The sequence below is a fragment of the Rhabdobacter roseus genome (assembly GCF_014202275.1).
Classification (GTDB): domain Bacteria; phylum Bacteroidota; class Bacteroidia; order Cytophagales; family Spirosomataceae; genus Rhabdobacter; species Rhabdobacter roseus.
The window spans coordinates 154,413-171,597 of the sequence record NZ_JACHGF010000007.1 but is presented as its reverse complement, the minus strand read 5'-3'; the positions used below and the strand labels follow the sequence as shown (position 1 = coordinate 171,597).

10 protein-coding genes are annotated in these 17,185 nt (G+C 51.0%); all 10 read right to left on the bottom strand.

All coding sequences use genetic code 11. The annotated features are described in order from the left end of the window. Nucleotides 1-10 precede the first annotated feature (10 nt). A complete protein-coding gene (locus tag HNQ92_RS19850; RefSeq protein WP_184176499.1) occupies nt 11-1,345 on the bottom strand; it encodes a RagB/SusD family nutrient uptake outer membrane protein in 1,335 nt (444 codons plus the stop codon). A gap of 22 nt (nt 1,346-1,367) precedes the next feature. Continuing rightward, on the bottom strand, nt 1,368-4,385 hold the full coding sequence (locus HNQ92_RS19845) for a SusC/RagA family TonB-linked outer membrane protein (RefSeq protein ID WP_184176497.1): 3,018 nt from the start codon (nt 4,383-4,385) through the stop codon (nt 1,368-1,370). A 789-nt stretch (nt 4,386-5,174) separates the two neighbouring features. After that, the gene (locus tag HNQ92_RS19840) at nt 5,175-6,101 is read right to left on the bottom strand and encodes a cyanophycinase (RefSeq protein WP_184176495.1); all 927 of its coding nucleotides are present in this window, start codon (nt 6,099-6,101) and stop codon (nt 5,175-5,177) included. Nucleotides 6,102-6,223: 122 nt separating this feature from the next. Continuing rightward, nucleotides 6,224-7,690: a RagB/SusD family nutrient uptake outer membrane protein gene (locus HNQ92_RS19835; protein ID WP_184176493.1), complete on the bottom strand. Its 1,467-nt coding sequence runs from the start codon at nt 7,688-7,690 to the stop codon at nt 6,224-6,226. Nucleotides 7,691-7,711: 21 nt separating this feature from the next. Then, nucleotides 7,712-10,993, bottom strand: a complete 3,282-nt coding sequence (locus HNQ92_RS19830; protein WP_184176491.1) for a SusC/RagA family TonB-linked outer membrane protein — start codon at nt 10,991-10,993, stop codon at nt 7,712-7,714. A 99-nt stretch (nt 10,994-11,092) separates the two neighbouring features. Beyond that, nucleotides 11,093-11,977 carry a DUF1684 domain-containing protein gene (locus tag HNQ92_RS19825; RefSeq protein ID WP_246440488.1) on the bottom strand — a complete coding sequence of 295 codons (885 nt, stop codon included), beginning with the start codon at nt 11,975-11,977 and terminating at the stop codon, nt 11,093-11,095. 101 nt (nt 11,978-12,078) lie between these two features. Then, a complete protein-coding gene (locus tag HNQ92_RS19820; RefSeq protein ID WP_184176489.1) occupies nt 12,079-12,849 on the bottom strand; it encodes a hypothetical protein in 771 nt (256 codons plus the stop codon). A gap of 3 nt (nt 12,850-12,852) precedes the next feature. Continuing rightward, the gene (locus HNQ92_RS19815) at nt 12,853-14,559 is read right to left on the bottom strand and encodes a tetratricopeptide repeat protein (protein WP_184176487.1); all 1,707 of its coding nucleotides are present in this window, start codon (nt 14,557-14,559) and stop codon (nt 12,853-12,855) included. A gap of 44 nt (nt 14,560-14,603) precedes the next feature. Then, nucleotides 14,604-15,029, bottom strand: coding sequence for a rhodanese-like domain-containing protein (locus tag HNQ92_RS19810; protein ID WP_184176485.1), 426 nt, complete (start codon nt 15,027-15,029; stop codon nt 14,604-14,606). A 713-nt stretch (nt 15,030-15,742) separates the two neighbouring features. Beyond that, nucleotides 15,743-17,182 (bottom strand): arylsulfatase, encoded by a 1,440-nt coding sequence (locus HNQ92_RS19805; RefSeq protein ID WP_184176483.1) that lies wholly within the window; start codon nt 17,180-17,182, stop codon nt 15,743-15,745. Between the last annotated feature and the right edge of the window lie 3 nt (nt 17,183-17,185).

The window sequence follows — 17,185 nt, the reverse complement described above, 5'->3', positions numbered from 1 at the left end:
GATTGAGGAGTTAGTAGGATGGATTTTGTTGGAGGATCGGGTCGATCAAAATTTGCTCGGCCGGGACGGGCATGAGATACCGATTGGGATCGGAGATACTGAGTACCGCCCCTGCCCTGCCTGTTCTGACCAAATCGAACCAGCGGTGAGGTTCTAGCGCAAATTCAACGCGCCGTTCGTTTTCGATGGCAAGAAGTACCTCGTTTTGGGTACTGGCCGGGCTTGCGGCGAGTCCGGCGCGGTCACGCACGGCGTTAAGATCAGCCAGGGCTTCGGGTAGTTTAGCCAGCTGCGCTCGCGCTTCGGATCGGATCAGGTACAGTTCGGCGATCCGGATCACGAAGGTTGGGTCAGTAGCCGGACTGCGGTAGTAGAGGTTCCCGTACCAACGGTTCTGGTTATCCCGGGCCACGAGCGTACTGCGGGTACCACCGATCTCGGGGTTGTTGAGCAGCGCCACCAGGGCGTCGTTGGGTGCCCACTGCCGGGTACCTCCGTTTTGCTGGGGTTGCCACTGCCCGCGGTGCCCATTGGTTTCATTGATGCTGTAATAAAGCTCAAAGACCGATTCCTGGGTACCACGGGCGTCGTTGGCAAAGAAAGAATTATAAGGTTTGTTAAGTCGGTAGTTGGCCGCATCGGCAATGATTTTGCTGGCAAATTCCTCGGCCTTGGCCCAGTTGCTCCGGTACAGGAAATAGCGTGCTTTGAGTGCCCAAACCGTTTTGCGGGTAGCCCGAAAACGATTGGTGGTTTCGGGGAGCAAAAGTTCGGCGGCATCCAGATCCCTCAACGACTGCTCGTAGGCCTCGGCCTGGGTACTTCGGGCTACACCCCGGTTGTCGTTGGGAGAGAGCGTGGGGCGGGTCAGGATGGGAGCCCCGCCCCAGGTACGGGCCAGATCGAAGTAGCACAGAGCCCGGATGAAGTAGGCTTCGCCTACAATCTGGTTTTTGAGGCTCTCGGTGAGCAATGGGTCGGTTATAGAAGGTACCTTATCGAGTACGTGATTAGCGCGGTTCAACGTCACGAAAATGGAATTCCACACACCACTGACGGTCGAATTTTCGGCATTGACCCGGTGATTGATGAACTCCTGAACCTGCGACTGAGAGCCCGTCCACTGGATGTTGTCACCGGAAAGGTACCCGATGGATTGAAAGCTGGTGCTATAGTGTCCGCGCAGGGCGGCGTATACGCCCCGAATGGCAGTTTCGGCGGAAGAGCGGTCAACGATGGTCTGCTCGTCCGAAATAGAAGAGCGGGGCTGTACGTCCAGAAACGACTCGCAGGAGCTTATGAGTAGCAGTAACGACAGAGAAAGTATATAGCGACTATTTTTCATGATTTAAAGAAAATGAGGTGAATTACAGCGTAAGGTTTACTCCAAACTGAATACCCTGAGGCTGGGGAGGGGTACCTAGGTCAATGCCGGGTTGGTTTTGGCTGCTGCTAGCGCTCGATTCGGGATCAAGGCCCGTGTACTTGGTAAGCGTAAAAAGGTTGGTACCCACGAAGTAGACCCGTAGGCCGGGGATTTTCCGGGTAGGGATCGTATAACCGATCGATAGAGACCGCAGGCGAAGAAAGGAGGCATCTTCCAGCCAGCGACTGCCTCCGTCGCGGTAGTTGTTCACATTGACGCCGTCGGGGCGGGGTACATCCGTTACATCGCCGGGCTTTTGCCAGCGGTTGTTGTTATTGGCAAAGATGATGCGCGCGGCGTCGCGGGCACCCCCACCTTCACCAAAGAAACGGTTGTGGTTGTAAACGTGGTTGCCGTATTGGTACGAGAAGAAAACGTTCGCGTCAAAGCCTTTGTACGTTAGGTTGTTGGTAATACCTCCAAAGAATTTAGGCCAGACACTCCCCACAATCTGCCGGTCTTCGACGGTGATCCGGCCATCCTTATTAACGTCCTCATACACGGAGTTGCCGGTTTCGGGATCCACGTAAAGTTCTTTATAGACCCAGAACGAGTACAACGGTTGGCCTTGCTGCATCAGGATCAGGTCGCGGCTTCCGTAGTAGAGCGGATAATCCAGCTTCTCGATTTTATTAATGTTCCGGGCCACGTTAAAGCTGGTACTCCAGCTGAAATCACGTTTTTTAAGGTTAACGGTATTAATTTCCAGTTCAAACCCTCTGTTACTGATTTCGGCGGCATTGCTTCGGTAGCTACCAAAGCCCGTGGTGGCGGGTAGGTTAAGTTGCAGCAGGCCATTGGAGGTATACTTGTGGTATAGGTTGAGTTCAAAGCTGACACGCTCCTGTAGGAAGGCCGCATTGAGCCCAAGGTTGAACTGGTTGGTGCGCTCCCATTGCAAATTGGGATTGGCTAATTGCTGGGGCGCAATACCCGGTTGGTCCTGGTAGGAAGAACCTCCGCTCCATAGGCCTAACGCCGCAAAGCTGCCAAGGCCATTCTGGTTACCCGTAGTACCGTAGCTGGCCCGGAGTTTCAGGTCGCTAATAAGGTTAACATCCTTCAGGAAGTTTTCCTGCTTGATGCGCCAGGCTGCACCCACCGAGGGGAAGTACCCCCATTGGTTGGCTGCTCCAAAGCTGGAAGAGCCGTCGGCCCGAATGCTAAAGTCGACGAGGTACTTACCGGCGTAGTTGTAATCAACGCGGGAGAAAAAGGAAGCCAGATTCTTTTTCGACCAGCCGCTGGAACCCGTCGTGGTAGCAGCCGAAGAAATCAGGCGGAATGAGTTATTAGCAAAGCCTCGGCCGGAGGAAGCGGTACGGGTTTCGACGTCGCTTTGTAGCGTGTTGCCGATCAGTACCCCGAAAGAATGATTCGCTCCTATTTTTTTTCGATAAGTAAGCGTTTGTTCGTTAAGCCAGGTAGAAGCCTGACCAATGCTGGACGTAGCCAGTCCATCCGGACTACCGGAGATCAGGAACGTATTCCAATATTCTGATTCGTCGTAATTGTTATAATCAATCCCCCAGCTTGAGCGAAACCGTAGATTAGGAAGCAATTCGGCTTCCGCGTACAGATTACCAATGTAGCGCAAGCTTACCGACTTTACATCGTAGTGCTCGAGCAGGAGAGTCACGTTGTCGAACCCGGCTCTCCCCACCAGTACTCCCTGCTCGTTGTAGGGAGAAAGGTAGGTAGGTGTATGCAGGGCCGCTTGTAGCAAACCACCAGCGGGGCCGTCGCCCGCCCGGGCCTGGTTCCGAAAAGTACGGCTAAAGGTGTTACTCACGCCGATCTGAACTTTGTCGTTGATCTTCTGATCCAGATTAACTTTAAAGCTAGCCCGATCAAACGTAATGGGGCGCAGGATGGACTCCTGGCTGGTAAAGCCACCCCCAATGTAGTACTTAGTAGTATTGGTACCTCCCGCCAGGGATATATCGTAGTTTTTTAAGCTGGCCGTCCGGAAAATTTCCCCCAGGCGGTCGTAGGTTTGTTGCTCTTCGGGCAGGCCTCTTCCCCCTTCTGATGCCGGACGGAAGGGGCGGTTAGCAAACGTGCGATTTAAGGAGGGGGTGTCCTGGCCGGTATTGATCCACCATTCGTTTACCAGGGTAGCATGCTCGGGCCCGGTAGTAAGCTCCCAAAGCCGCTCCGCTTTGGCCCACCCTTGCGAAAGGTTAAAGCTCACCTTGGGCTTCTGATTAAATTTTCCCCGCTTGGTAGAGATCAATATGACACCATTGGCACCCCGTGATCCATAAAGGGCAGTAGCTTCGGCATCTTTAAGTACCTCAATGCTTTCAATGTCGGCGGGATTGATGTCCGCAATGGGGGAGGTGGCTTTCCCACCCGTCCCGATCGTCTGCATGCTGTTGCTGTTAATGAACACCCCATCTACGACGTATAAAGGTGAATTGTCGGCATTAATGGAGGTAGCCCCCCGTACCCTCACGCTGACGGCTTCGCCAGGTACCCCCGTATTGGAGGAGATTTGCACCCCCGACACTTTGCCCTGCAACTGGGCATCGAAGCTGCCTACCGGAATACTCTTGGTTTCGGCAGGGTCTATTTTGGAGATGGAGCCAATCAGATTTTTTCGCTCCTGACTACCGTACCCAATCACGACTACCTCGTTAAGCTGGCGTTGATCCGGATCAAGCTTGATGCGTAGGGTAGTTTGTTTCGCTATTTTTACCTCCTGGGTTTGGTAGCCAATAAACGAGAAGATCAGAGTTTTGTCCTCGCCGGGTACCGTGATCTGAAAGTTCCCCTCGCTGTCGGTAGTGGTACCTACATTGGTATCTTTAAGGCGAATACTAACGCCCGGCAAACCCTCGTCGTTCGGATCTGTTACTTTACCACGAATGGCAACTTCCAGGGTACTAGGTAGCTTGGAAGAAGGGGCGGGCGCAGCTAAAAGACACTCAGATGCCAACCCAAGGGCAAAGAGCATAGCAAGGCCACGTAGCCATGATTGGTTTCGATTGGGGCTCTGGATCCGCCAGGCTAAACCTGGCGAGGTACCACCAGCCAGAAGATTTCGCTTGTATTTTTCTCCAGAAAGTAGTGGGTTGGTAAAAAATAAATGCATAAATTGATATTGGTTTAATTTTGGACGATTAAATCACGGACCGTTCTGCCTATCCGATGTTCCAGATCGGGTAACAGCAGGACGGTTTTATTATCATTGGGGTGCCAATGAATTCTCGAATTTTTGTTTTTATATCTTTTCCTATAGAATTAATAGACTAATTGATTTTAAACTGAGATCGTTTATTGATGAAAACACCAGGTACCTCCGCCCGTTTAGTAGATATGTTGCCTCAAGAACGAAATGGCTCTTTTGATTTCAGTAGCTCACCCAAGAATGAACCAGGTATGGACGATCGACCAAAAGAGCGTTATAAAAGCGCCTGGCAAACCAACTCAAATGCTAAATCAAAAAGGATCGTTTATATGGTAAGTCCCTCGTTGAATCATCGTCAACAACAAAGGGATTCTTTGCGATGGAAATAGTAGAATTGACTAAGAGTTACCACCAGAAGAATAAGGTATTTCTTCAGTGAAGGCAATAGGAATATCGCATTCATAGACAAAGAAAGTTTAGAAAAGAGACTGATGATGGTGGTTATAATCAGTACTCTATTAAATTGATAGACAAAGTAAAATATAAGATTGTAAACAAACAAGCTCCTGCCTGATTTTTTTTAAAGAACCTTGGGGGGTACCTCAATCAAACGCTCTATTTTTGATTAGTTGTTGATGAGGCTCGCGCCGGAGCAGCCACCACGCTTCGTTTGGCCAGATCATACTTTTGTCCCTGGCTCAGGAGGATAAAGGGTCCGTTGGAGACCGTATAGATTTCTTTCTCGTCTTCCACGTGGTTTTCGGTCCTTTTTCCCACCAGGGTATCATGATCATAAATAGCCACGTAGGAGCGACCCACTACCTCAAGTAAATCCCTTTGCACCACAATCGCCGTGGCTTCGTCCAGCCCGATCCCAATGAGTTCTGGTGCATTTGCAATGAAATGGACCAAATCAAATTGACGGTTTCGTCTTAACAAATGTTGATCAATGGCTGAATTTTTCAGAAAGGCCAACCCTTGGGTGTGATCGCCGATCAGAATGTGGGCTCCCCGTGTGTCGCCCCGCCACAGAAAAGAGCCCTGAATGGTAGCCCCGGCGGAAGTACCGGCAATCACACCTCCCCGCTCAAGTACCTGCTGCAAAGCCCGGTGGGTGAGCGTATTGAGGTACCGGTCGGCAATGCGCCACTGCCGTCCGCCTACGAAGTACACGCCCGTAGCCTCCCGCAGCGGTGCGACGAAGCGCTCGCTGTTAGCTTCTTCCAGGCTGTTGGTGTGCAGGAGCGTAACCCGTTGAATGCCCGTTTCGCGTTTGATGAGCTCGAGTGGAGTTGGGTTTAGCGCGGCCGAGTCGCCCGCCGCGGCGGTAATGACTACAATCCGCGCTTTTTCCTTACCACCGGCAAGCTCAGTAAAGCGCGACCAGATTTCGGGCGTAGCGCCACCACCCCCAATAATGAGCAGTGAGCCCGTTTCGGGGCCGTGGCGGGTGGTTGTTTCCTGGATCTGGATGGGGGTTTGGGCCTGAGCAAGATCAGTGACCAGTAGGCAAACGGATAAAACCACGAGGAGGTGACGCATGTTATTGACTCGTTTAGTAAGAAATTTCAGGGGTTACTAGTGGTGTGCATTGCTAAATGCACACCGTGTTTTAAGTTAGAGGAATCTTACGTAATATCAAAAAAAGCTTCTGTCCTGCCTGATCAATCGAGAAGCTGCTTATTGGTAACAATTTCGGTATTAGGCAACGGAAAAATATAGTTCGCCTGAGAAGGTGTGACGGCTGGAGCATTGAGGATACCACTTCCTTTGGCGGGGATAGGGAGTAGATTTCTTAATAAATCATTGGAACGAAACCCCTCGCCCAGAAGCTCGATGCGCCTTTCATTCAGGATGGTCGTAAGGAGAGCGTCAGCCGTAGCGATGCGTTGCTCAGGGAACGTATAACCAGCGTCGGAACGGCCACGAACGGCTTGCAGGAGGCGAAGGGCAGTAGGAAGATCGCCGGTGCGGGCGGCCGCTTCGGAGTAGTTGAGTAGTACCTCGACGTATCGGATAACGGGTATGTAATCCAGAAAGGGTGAAGGTTTGTTATACTTAGTCAGGAACTGCACACCATTGGCGGTACGTGCGAAGGTCCGCCGCAAGTCGGTAGGCCTCCATTCTTCATTCCCCCAGATGCCCGCGGGATTTAGATGATACTCTGAATTAGTGTTGAATACGTAGGCAAACGAGGATTGACCGGTTACATTATCCAGCTCGGTCATGGGAAGCGAGAAAATGGACTCGGTGCTGGTGTAGTTGGTACGGAATATTTCTACTATGTCCTGTAATTGGTGCCGCACGCCACTAACAGCCTGAAAAGGAGGGTTAGTGGATACAATTTTCTTGGCTTCTTCCAAGACTTTAGGGTAGTTGCCGGCATTGAGATACACGCGCGTTTTGAGGGCAATTGCGCTATTTCTATGCGCCCGAGTGGTGTTTAGGAGAGAAGTAGCATGGTTGAGCGGTAAATCAGCTTCGGCTTCGTCCAGGTCCTTGATAATCTGTTGGTACACCTCCGCTACGGTACTTCGCTTTAGGTCGTTATTAGCGGTTGTTTTTTCCGCTTGTAAACGCAAGGGTAGGCCTGGCGAAGCGCCATTATTTTCGTTATAGGGGCGGGCATAGAGCGTTACCAGATTAAAGTAGCTGAGCGCGCGTAAGAATTTCGCTTCGGCGATGTACTGTTTACTGACCGCCTCACTCACGACTCCTGGTTTTTCCCCCAGACCTTGAATAAGAATATTGGCGTTGTTAATTGCCGAGTAGGCCGCTGACCAGAAACCAGCCACGTAGTTGGAGCCAGCATTCAGGCTGTGATTCCAGGCTTCGAAGGCTGTGAAGGTATTGCTGGTGCGGTTAATGTATTCTTCACCCCGTGCTTCGGTATAAATGAGGTAATTGCCCCCGTAGAAATTCCCGTTTTTGACTGATTTATAAATACCATTGACCAAGCCCAGAATCCTTTCGGGAGTGTCGAAGGCGTTAGCACCGCTAATGGATGTCTCAGGAACGGGCCTGAGGAGTTCCTGCTCACTGCAACTTGCTGTCAGCAAACCTAGCGCCAGGATCAGGCTGGTACCCCCAAAAAGGGTAAGAGCGTTATTAACTATTTTTCTAGCTTTCATAAGGATAAAATCATTGAGATTCTAAAAATTAAAATTCAATCCCAGGGTAAAGGTGCGTGCTTGCCCTACGGAGTTTTTCTCTACTCCGGGAGTGGTATTGGAATTACCGTTGACGGAGCTTTCCGGGTCGGCACCCGTGTATTGGGTCAACAGGAGGAGGTTGGTGCCCTGGGCATATAGGCGGACGCTGCTAATCCCAGCCTTGCTTAGGAGTCCCGAAGGGAGGCGATAACCCAATGACAGGTTTTGTAAACGTAGAAAATCGGCTTTTTCGGCGTTGGTTGATACGGGAAAGGAGGACCCCCAGGACAATTGGTCGTTATAGACCAAGCGTGGAATATCGGTAATATCACCCGGTTGTTGCCAGCGATTGAGGATCTCCGTTGAGTTGTTGTACGCGCGCTGATCGAGCAGGGTAGCGCGCGTGCCGTTCATGACCAGATTGCCACCCGAAAAAGTAAAGTTGACCGTAGCGTCAAAATTCAGGTATTTGAAACTATTGATGAACCCACCGTACCATTTAGGCAAGGCATTGCCTAGCAGGTAATAGTCGGTTCCTGTAATGGCCGGAGCGGGCTTCCCGTCCAGGTAGGTCCAGTTACTTCCACCGGGGGCAACTACCTGGCTATATTGTACTTTCTCTCCCTTTGCATTGATGAAAATCCGCTGGCCGTTTTCTGGATTTACACCGGCGGTTTTGGCACCGTACAAACTACCTACGGAATGACCCACCCGGGTAATATTCGTGGTTTCGTAGGCTACGTGGGTAGTCCCTACGATATCCGTGTTTCCATCGGCCAGGGCTGTTACCTTGTTAGTCAAGAAGGTATAGTTAATGGATGCATTCCAGGAGAAATCGCTTTTTCGAAGCAGGGTTGCGTTGAGACCCAGTTCGATTCCGCGGTTGTACATGGAGCCCACATTGCCAAGGATTGAATTGCCGGGAATGCCCTTAGATACGGCTTGTGGAGCACTCAAGATCAGTCCGTTAACATTATTGTTAAAGTAGGTGATTTCCGCTTGAACGCGGTCATTGAATAAACCCAGGTCTGCCCCAAGGTTGGTTTGCTCGCTGGTTTCCCACCCCAGATTAGGATTGCCCGCCTGAGAAAGCGACCAGGTAGGGACACTGCCGTAGAGCGATCCGCTGTAGAGTTCCAACGAGCTGAAGGCATTGCTTAGGTTGCCGTTTCCGACCCGCCCCCAGCTGGCCCGTAGCTTGACGCTCGTGAGGGTAGATGCCAGCGCAGAATGTTGAAAAAAGGCTTCTTCTGACAACGCCCAGCCACCGGAAACTCCCCCGAAGTTTCCGAATTTCCGGTCTAGGCCCAGAGCAGAGTTTCCGTCCCGCCGGAAGTTAACCGTAAGGAAGTACTTCTTGAGGTAGTCATAGTTGAGCCGGGAGAAAAAGGATAAGTATGCCCGCTCGTCCAGGCTGTTGCCTGAGGCATTAATGGCTCCCCAGTTCCCTTGGTAGTTTTGGAAAAAGGGGTCGGCCGTTTGGGTACGAGAAGCCCCCCAGGCGTTATTTGCAAATTTTTGTACGTCATATCCTACCAACGCCGTAATTGAATGCCTTTCCGCCAGGGTTTGGGTATAGGAGAGGGTGTTGGTCCAGTTCCAATTGTCCCGTAGCGCCGTACTATTCGAAGCGTTCCCCTGCGAGGCAAACCCATTTCCCTGGATGGCGCTATCAAAGCTGATGTTGTCCGTTCGGAGGCGATCAATGGCGTAGGAGGTTCTGAATTCCAGATTTTTTAACAGCCTGGCGGTGGCTCCAAAACTTCCGATGAAGCGATCATTTTCGGAACTGTAGCGGTTTTCATTTAACAGGGCTACGGGATTTCCCCAATTGCTTACCACCTGATTATTGCCCATCCCGATGGTATTACGATTGATCTGGCTGATGTTGTAGCTGCCGTCGGCGTTGAAAGCCGGCACATTGGGAGAAAGTGCCAACGCCAAACGTGCTACGCCCACCAGGAAAAAGTTTGAGTTGGGGAGGGAGCCAGCATAAGGGGATAGGTTAAAGCTGGTATTATACGAAACGTTACCGTTTACCTTCAGCCACTGAGTTACTTCCTGATCAATGTTGAAGCGGACCGATTTTCGACTGAATTCATTCTCTCGTAGAAAGCCGCTTTGCTTGGTAAAGTTGGCCGAGAAGAAGTAGTTAGTAGTTTGGGTGCCTCCGGATACGTTCAGGTTGTGGCTTTGGGAGGTACCAGTTCGGTAAATGTAGTCATACCAGCGCGTATCTACTTCGGTACCATCCTCATGGTAGTTGGGAAAGAAAAGCGCCGATGCGATATTGTCATTGTTGGCGTTTCCTCCCAATAGTTTAGCGTTCAATACGGATTCATTTTTAATGGCAATGTATTGCTCCGCATTTAATAGTTCAGGCAATCTTACCGTGTTGGTCACTCCTCCCCAGCTCTCATACTGGATTCGAGGCTTTCCGATTTTGCCTCGTTTGGTCGTAATGAGCAGCACACCAGCGGCGGCCCTTGAGCCGTAGATGGATGTGGAGGCCGCGTCTTTTAGGACGTCGATGGATTCGATATCGGCCGGGTTAATGTCACCCAATGGATTGTTAGGTACAGCGGTACTGGCCGACACGTTTCCCGTGCTGATCGGGATTCCGTCAACGACCACAAGGGGATAGGAGCTTAACGAAATCGAATTGACACCCCGGATCCGGATGACGGGTGGATTGTTAAGTACCCCGTTGGGAGTGGCAATATTGACGCCGGCGGCTCGCCCCGCCAGCGCCTGATCGAAGCTCTGTACCGGAATGTCTTTGATGGCGTCGCCGGTTACCCGGGCCGCGGAGCCGGTGAATTCAGCTTTGGTTTGGGTACCATACCCGACGACGCGCACCTCACTGAGCTGCTTGGTATCCGAAACAAGTTGGATGCTAAATACGGACTGTTGCCCTACGGCAGTTTCGAACGGGGTATAGCCAATGAACGAGAAAATCAAACGGGCGTTGTCTGGTACAACGAGGCTGAACTTACCGTCTTGGTCGGATAGGGTACCTTGAGTGGTTCCTTTGATCAGAATGGATACGCCCGGTAGGGGGTCATTGGTTTCTTTATCCCGAATTGTTCCCGATATGGTTCGTTCGGCGGGCACAGATGGGGATTGGATTGCTCCGACGGGAGAAAGAAAAGCGGAGCGGCCTGAGTGGGCATGGACATATCCTGACGTAGAAGTGATGAGCCAAAGTAGCCAGATGAGCTTGCCTGAAGACAATGGACTACCTGCCCTACCCGTGTGTATGCGTTGGTAGAGATGATTCATGATTATTAATATTAAGAATTATTTTGAAAGGGACATACTCGCCCAGCCCCTCACTAAATCAGCCGGGGGATCGAGCATAAAATGGAAAATTAATGCTTGTTAGTGCAGATCGTTATAGCGTTTTTCGCCGGCCAAAATGGCCACGGAAAGCCGGTTCTCCTTAGGGGGCGTTGGACAAGTGGCATAGGGTGTAAACGCACAGGGCGGATTCGTCGCTTTATTAAAATCGAGCCAGACGTTTCCATCAGCGTCAGGTCCTTCGGCGTCCAGAAAGCGCCCTCCGCCGTAGGTTTCGTGCTTATTGGACTGATCGGCAAAGATAAAGTGTAATCTTTCACGGGTACCTACCGCATCCAGGCTTACTTCTTTTCCATCTACCGTAAAGACAAGCTTACCCGGAGAGTCTTGCTCGTAGGTACGGCCAGTAATATCGGTGATGCTGACTTTTTTCTGCGTGTATGGAATAAACCTAGCCTGGATTCGCCAGTCTGGATTGATCGGGAAAGTCTCGATGCCTTTGAATCCCGTCAAATAGGGGCTTTCCAGATCTCGGAGCCGAATGGCAAATTTGTCGCCGCGCTGGATAATGAACCACCGTAACGTTTTATGTTCCAACACAACGGGTTTGCCCGGTGGTAGTAGATCTATGGTAGTTACGGGCTTGTTTTGGAAGTGTACCTCGGCGCCTTCTTTCGCCTGAAAAGTGATCTTGCCGTCTTTTACGATAATCTTACCCAAAAAGGCATCTGAGCGATCGGGGGGAAAAATGATGGTATTTTTAGTATCACCGCCTATGGTATTTTCGCCTTCTTCCAGCCAAAATAAACCGGCTAAATTCAACCAACCGTTTTCGGTTTTCAAGGCTTCAACGCGTTTCTGATGCCAGGCCTTAATTTCGTTTTCGTAGGTAGAATCAGACCTGAACGCCACGAGGGTCACTGCTAAAAGCAATGTTGCTAGGTACTTGCTTGACTTTTTCATCATGTAATAAAGTTAAATTATAGTAAATCTATTAATTAAGTATACTAATAAGATTGAATGTTTCTGCTCTTTACATCATTGGTTAATCATCGTGATTTAGCCTTTTACTGTACTACAAAGTTGATTTTGTCAACGCCTGTATTTTTTGTGACAGTATCGAAGGCGTACACCTGAATTTCGTAGTTACCTTTTTCTTTTGTACTCAAGAAGCCCTCAAAAAGGTTATCCTCGCCGGTAAATGCTAGATTTATGGGTGGTAGCGGCTTACCATCTTTTTTTACCAATGCTGCTACTTGTATGGGTGTCGAATCCCAAATGCCGCCCTTATTGATGACGCACCCGCACATCATGACCAGGTTGATCCGGATCTTTAATTTGCCGTTGATTAAGGTATTGCCACCGATGACCTGATGCGTTTGAGGTTCCAGAATATCCAGGATGAAGCCCGGAATTTCTACTATCAAGCCATCTCCGTCAATATCTTTTCCCGGAATAAGCCACAGCTGTGTGGAAGTCGTGATGGCGGCGCTTTTTCGACTAACGGGTGCCGTTACTTCTACGCTCACAAAAGTGGGTTCCTGTAGCTCAAGCGTAACTTCAAAGCGAGCCGTTTGGTCGTCTGTTAATCGGGCGTTGCGCTGGTGTGGGAGTTTCATGATGAGTTCGGTATTTCCCGATGCGCCGGTGGTTGTACCTTTCGCCAGAATTTCGCCCGATAAGGTATGGCGAATCACCACGTAGGCACCTCCAATCCCGGTACCGATAAACTTAGCATCCTTTGCTTTGGCACGTACTACCACCCTAGTGGGGAGCGCAAAGCTCCAGGAGGAAAGGAAAGCCAAGACCAGAGTGGCGAGTAGAGAGTGGTTTTTCATATTCTATAAGGGATATAGCGATTTATCTCCAAACTGAACTACCTCCTGTAGCTGAGCGGCGTATTCTTTGGACCGGGCGATGTCTCCTTTCTTTTTGTACACTTTATACAAGCCCCACAGAGCATTGGCAGAGTGGGGGCGTTTGGCCAGTAGCTGGGTATAAGCGTCGGCTGCCAGGTCATATTGGCCAGCCAACTGGTAGGTATCGGCTAAGCTTATTAATACCGGACGGGCGTAGGATGGGGGCTCACTATACCCAAGCTCGTTCTCCTTTTGATGGGCTTTTTTAAGCAAGCCTATGGCTTCATCGAACTTCTTTTCGGCGGCTTTGATCACCCCCTGTAATTCCAGGGAAGCTACGTTAAGATCGTTGAGGCGCCGGGTATTGATGATATCGTTGGAAGATAGCTGCGTGGTATTGCGCCAAAGGTGAGCATCCAGCCTGTGCGACCATTGGTAGGCTTCGCTAAGTTTGCCTTTCTTGGCGGCGTCCATGCCACGGGCAAAGTAAAGCAGGGCATCGCGGTAAGCAAGAGCCTTGGTACTATACAAACTGTCGGAGTCAGGGATTTGCTGTAAGCGCCCGGCGGCACGGTCATAGAAGCCGAAGCACAGTTCCATCTTGGCGGGAGCGATGATACCCTGGTAGAAAAAGCGTCCTTCAAACTTCTGCTTGCGTTCAGGCGAAGCGGGCATATTCTTTAGGATTTCGGCATAATGCAGAGCCGTAGCGTAGCGCCCGTCTTCTGCGCAGTTCGAAAGGAGGTAGTTGATGTTATGGATATAGTTCCAGTTATCTACCTCCGGAATGCCCTGTACTTTCATGTAGGCGGAGTCGACCTTCACGGCGGCACTAAAAGCATCGTAGGCTTTTTTGTAGTCGCCTAGCTTATAGTATATGTGCCCCGGCATGTGCACCATGTGTCCGGAATTAAAGGCCAACTGGGGTAGTTTGGCCGAGCTTTCCAGTGCTTGTTCTGGGCAGCAGTTCTCCATCAGGTGAATCCAGTAATGGTGAGCCGCGGCATTCTCGGGATGAGTACGGAGGAGATCCCGGATGAGGTACTCGGCGTATAGCTGGCCTTCGCGAGGGTTGAGGTCGGTGTCGTAGCCGGCCATTTTGCTCAGCGCCAGAAAAAGCTTGGCCTCAACGTCCTCGGGGTACTTGTGGACAATCATCTCTAATTTTTTCTGGTACTCTTTTTTACCATTTTCTCCTCCGGAGTCGCGTAGCAGAATGGCTTCCGCGTACAGCTTTTCGTGTTCACTAGCTTTTACTTTCAGTTCCTTGAGCTTACTGAGTGCCCATTTTTTATCCTGATCAAAATCGTTTCCTTCGATAGCTCCAATGGCACTGTATAAGCCCCAGTATGGCATCAGGGAGGTAGAATCGTGACGGATAGCTTCTTTGAAAGCGCGATAGGCCTCAAAATCCCAGAAGCAGTGCAGGAGAGCTACGCCTTGACTGAAGTACTTTTGTGTAAACTCCGACGAGGTGGCTATCTTCAGATCCGACTGACCGATTCCGTTTATAAAAACCGGGCTCGGTAAATTAAACACGTAGGCGGTTTCCTGGCGGTAGGCCTGAATATGCTGAAGGTGATTATGACCTCCTTCGGTACTATGATGGCTGTGTGCCTCTTGGCTTCGAGCACGCTGAGCCAGGGTACTTGCCGATACAAAACAAAGGAACAGAATGGCGAATCGCATAATAGACAAAGAACTATTTAGTATGGAGTTGATGAGTAAGAGAATTAAGGCTGAGGTGTGCTGCCGATAGGCTGGGCAGACGGGTTGACCGCTATCGGTTTATCCTGCTCTTTCCAGCCAAGTAGGCCACCTTCAAGATTAACGACGTGGATAAATCCTTTTTCCTGCAACCAATCGGCCGCCTGTCGGCTTCTTTTTCCGCTTCGACAATACACGTACACGGTTTCGTTTTTGTCTAGGTGCTGGGCGTGAGCTTCAAACTGTGCTTTGTCCTCCCAGTTCACCAGAGTAGCTCCTCTGATATGGCCCTGCGCAAATTCGTCCGGCCTTCGTACGTCCCAGAGCTGTATACCCTCTGCCTGGATTGCTTTTTCAAAATCAGCGGGCGGAAGATCAATGTTTGTCTGGGCCCGGAGCCCTGTTCCGGAGAATAGAAATAGGATACTAGTGATATACAGAAACGGTTTCATGAAGTATTGGTTGGTTATGTATTCATAGTCGCTTTTAGCTAGGTACAAGACTGACCTATACCCCTTTGCCACGTTAGCAGACTATCGGCCAAGCACTCGAATGAATGGATGGGGACCTTTCGACCCACAGAGAGTCAGACACACATAGGTAGTACTTTGGGAAGGATGCCCCAGCCAACCGCCTTTTGCAGGCTTATTGCCCTGAAAGGGAAAGGTAGAAATGAAAGAAAGGATTGCTTCATACGGCAAGCAGGTTACATTTTGGACGATTTGAACGAGAGCAAGTACCTGTTGGCCCATTTTCCGATGTTCCAGATCTAGAAAATGGGGTACTTAACTCTTGAAAAAGAGAAGGATAAATAAATGGTGTGGATTTTACCTCTATCCCAAGTTTATTAAATTTTTCAACGGGTAGTCAAGCCAAGGGCCTGGCCCAAAGGGTCGTCTACAACAGGAAAACAGATATGTGTACAGTGAAGAAATCTGTAAGGGAGTATTCCGTGAGTTTTCTTGCAGCCAAAGCCATCTACTATGGCTCAACGAGAGTCTAAATTCAATAGGAGAAGGGTACATATTTAGCTGTTTATTTAGCAATAGTACTTCTCAATGAACTGGTGGCTAATTCATTAAGTATAGTCTACTTAATCAGTAGACAAAGTAAACTTATTTATTCCAAACAAAAAAGTGATAGCAATACTTATTTAGTATTTTTTTTATTTTGCCTCGCTGCCAAACGGAAATAGCGCCGAAGGCTGGTGGGCCTGGTCCATCAAGCGACCAAGTTCCTGGGCCTTTTGGGCATGAGCCGAGGCTAGGTTATTTTTCTCTTCGGGGTCCTGGCTGAGGTCGTACAGCTCCACCGGGGAGGGAGCGTTGGTAGCCGCGTTGAGCCGGATGGCCTTCCAGTTACCTTGGCGCACGGCTTGTTTGCCGCCCTGCTCATGGAACTCCCAGTAGAGGTACTTGTGCACGGGCGGGATACTTTTGCCGGTAAGGAGGGGCGCAAACGAAAGTCCGTCGCGGGCTGAGGGCGGCGTAGCGGCTCCCGCCAGCTCGGCAAAGGTAGGGAGCAGATCCCAGAAGGCCGCTATGTGCGGGCTCTCCGTACCGGCCTTGATGGTACCTGGCCAGTAGGCTACCGTGGGCATACGGATGCCGCCTTCGTAGAGGTCGCGCTTGAAGCCCCGCAGACCGCCGCCGCTATTGAAAAAGCGCGGATCGGCGCCGCCTTCCAGGTGGGGGCCGTTGTCGCTGGTGAACAGGATGAGGGTATTTTGGTCCAAGCCTTGCTCTTTGATTTTCGCCACAATTTGTCCTACGTACCGGTCTAGCCGCGCTACCATGGCAGCAAAGGCGGCGTGGGGGTACTCCTGCGAGGCGTACCCGCCTTTGGTGGCGTTGGGCCCGTAGTCAGCTCCTTTAAAAGGCTTTTCGGGAAACTTCCCTTTGTAGTACTGCAGCAGGCTGTCATCCGGTACTACCAGCTCGGCGTGGGGCAGGATGTAGGGCAGAAACAGAAAGAAAGGTTGGTCTTTGCTTACTTTCCCAATAAAATCCAGCGCCTGCTGTTGAATGAGGTCCGGGGCGAAGATCTTATTGTACTGAAGATTCCCGTTTTCTTTCAAAACCACCTGCTGATCGTTGTCCCAGAGGTGGTTGGGGTAGTAGCGGTGCGCCAGGGTCTGGCAATTGTAGCCGTAGAAGCGGTCGAAGCCCTGCCGGGTAGGATTGCCCTCCGAGCCGACGGGCCCCAGGCCCCACTTGCCAAAAGCGCCCGTGCGGTAGCCCGCCGCTTGAAGTACCTCGGCCATCGTTACGATGGAGTCGGCCAGGGGCTGCTGGCCTTCGGGCTGGACGCCGCGGTTGCCCCGGATGTAGGTATGGCCGGTGTGCTGGCCGGTCATCAACGACGAGCGGGAGGGCGCACACACGCTGGTACCGGCGTAAAACTGGGTGAGGCGCATCCCCTGGGCCGCCAGCCGGTCGATGTGCGGCGTTTTGAACAGCTTCTGCCCGTTATAACCCACGTCGCCGTAGCCCAGGTCGTCGGCCACGATCAGGATGATGTTGGGCCGGGTCGAGGGGGTACTTTGGGCCTGTACCTGATTCCAGGAAAATAGAATAACGAGAAGTAAGCCAGCGAATTGTTTCATGCC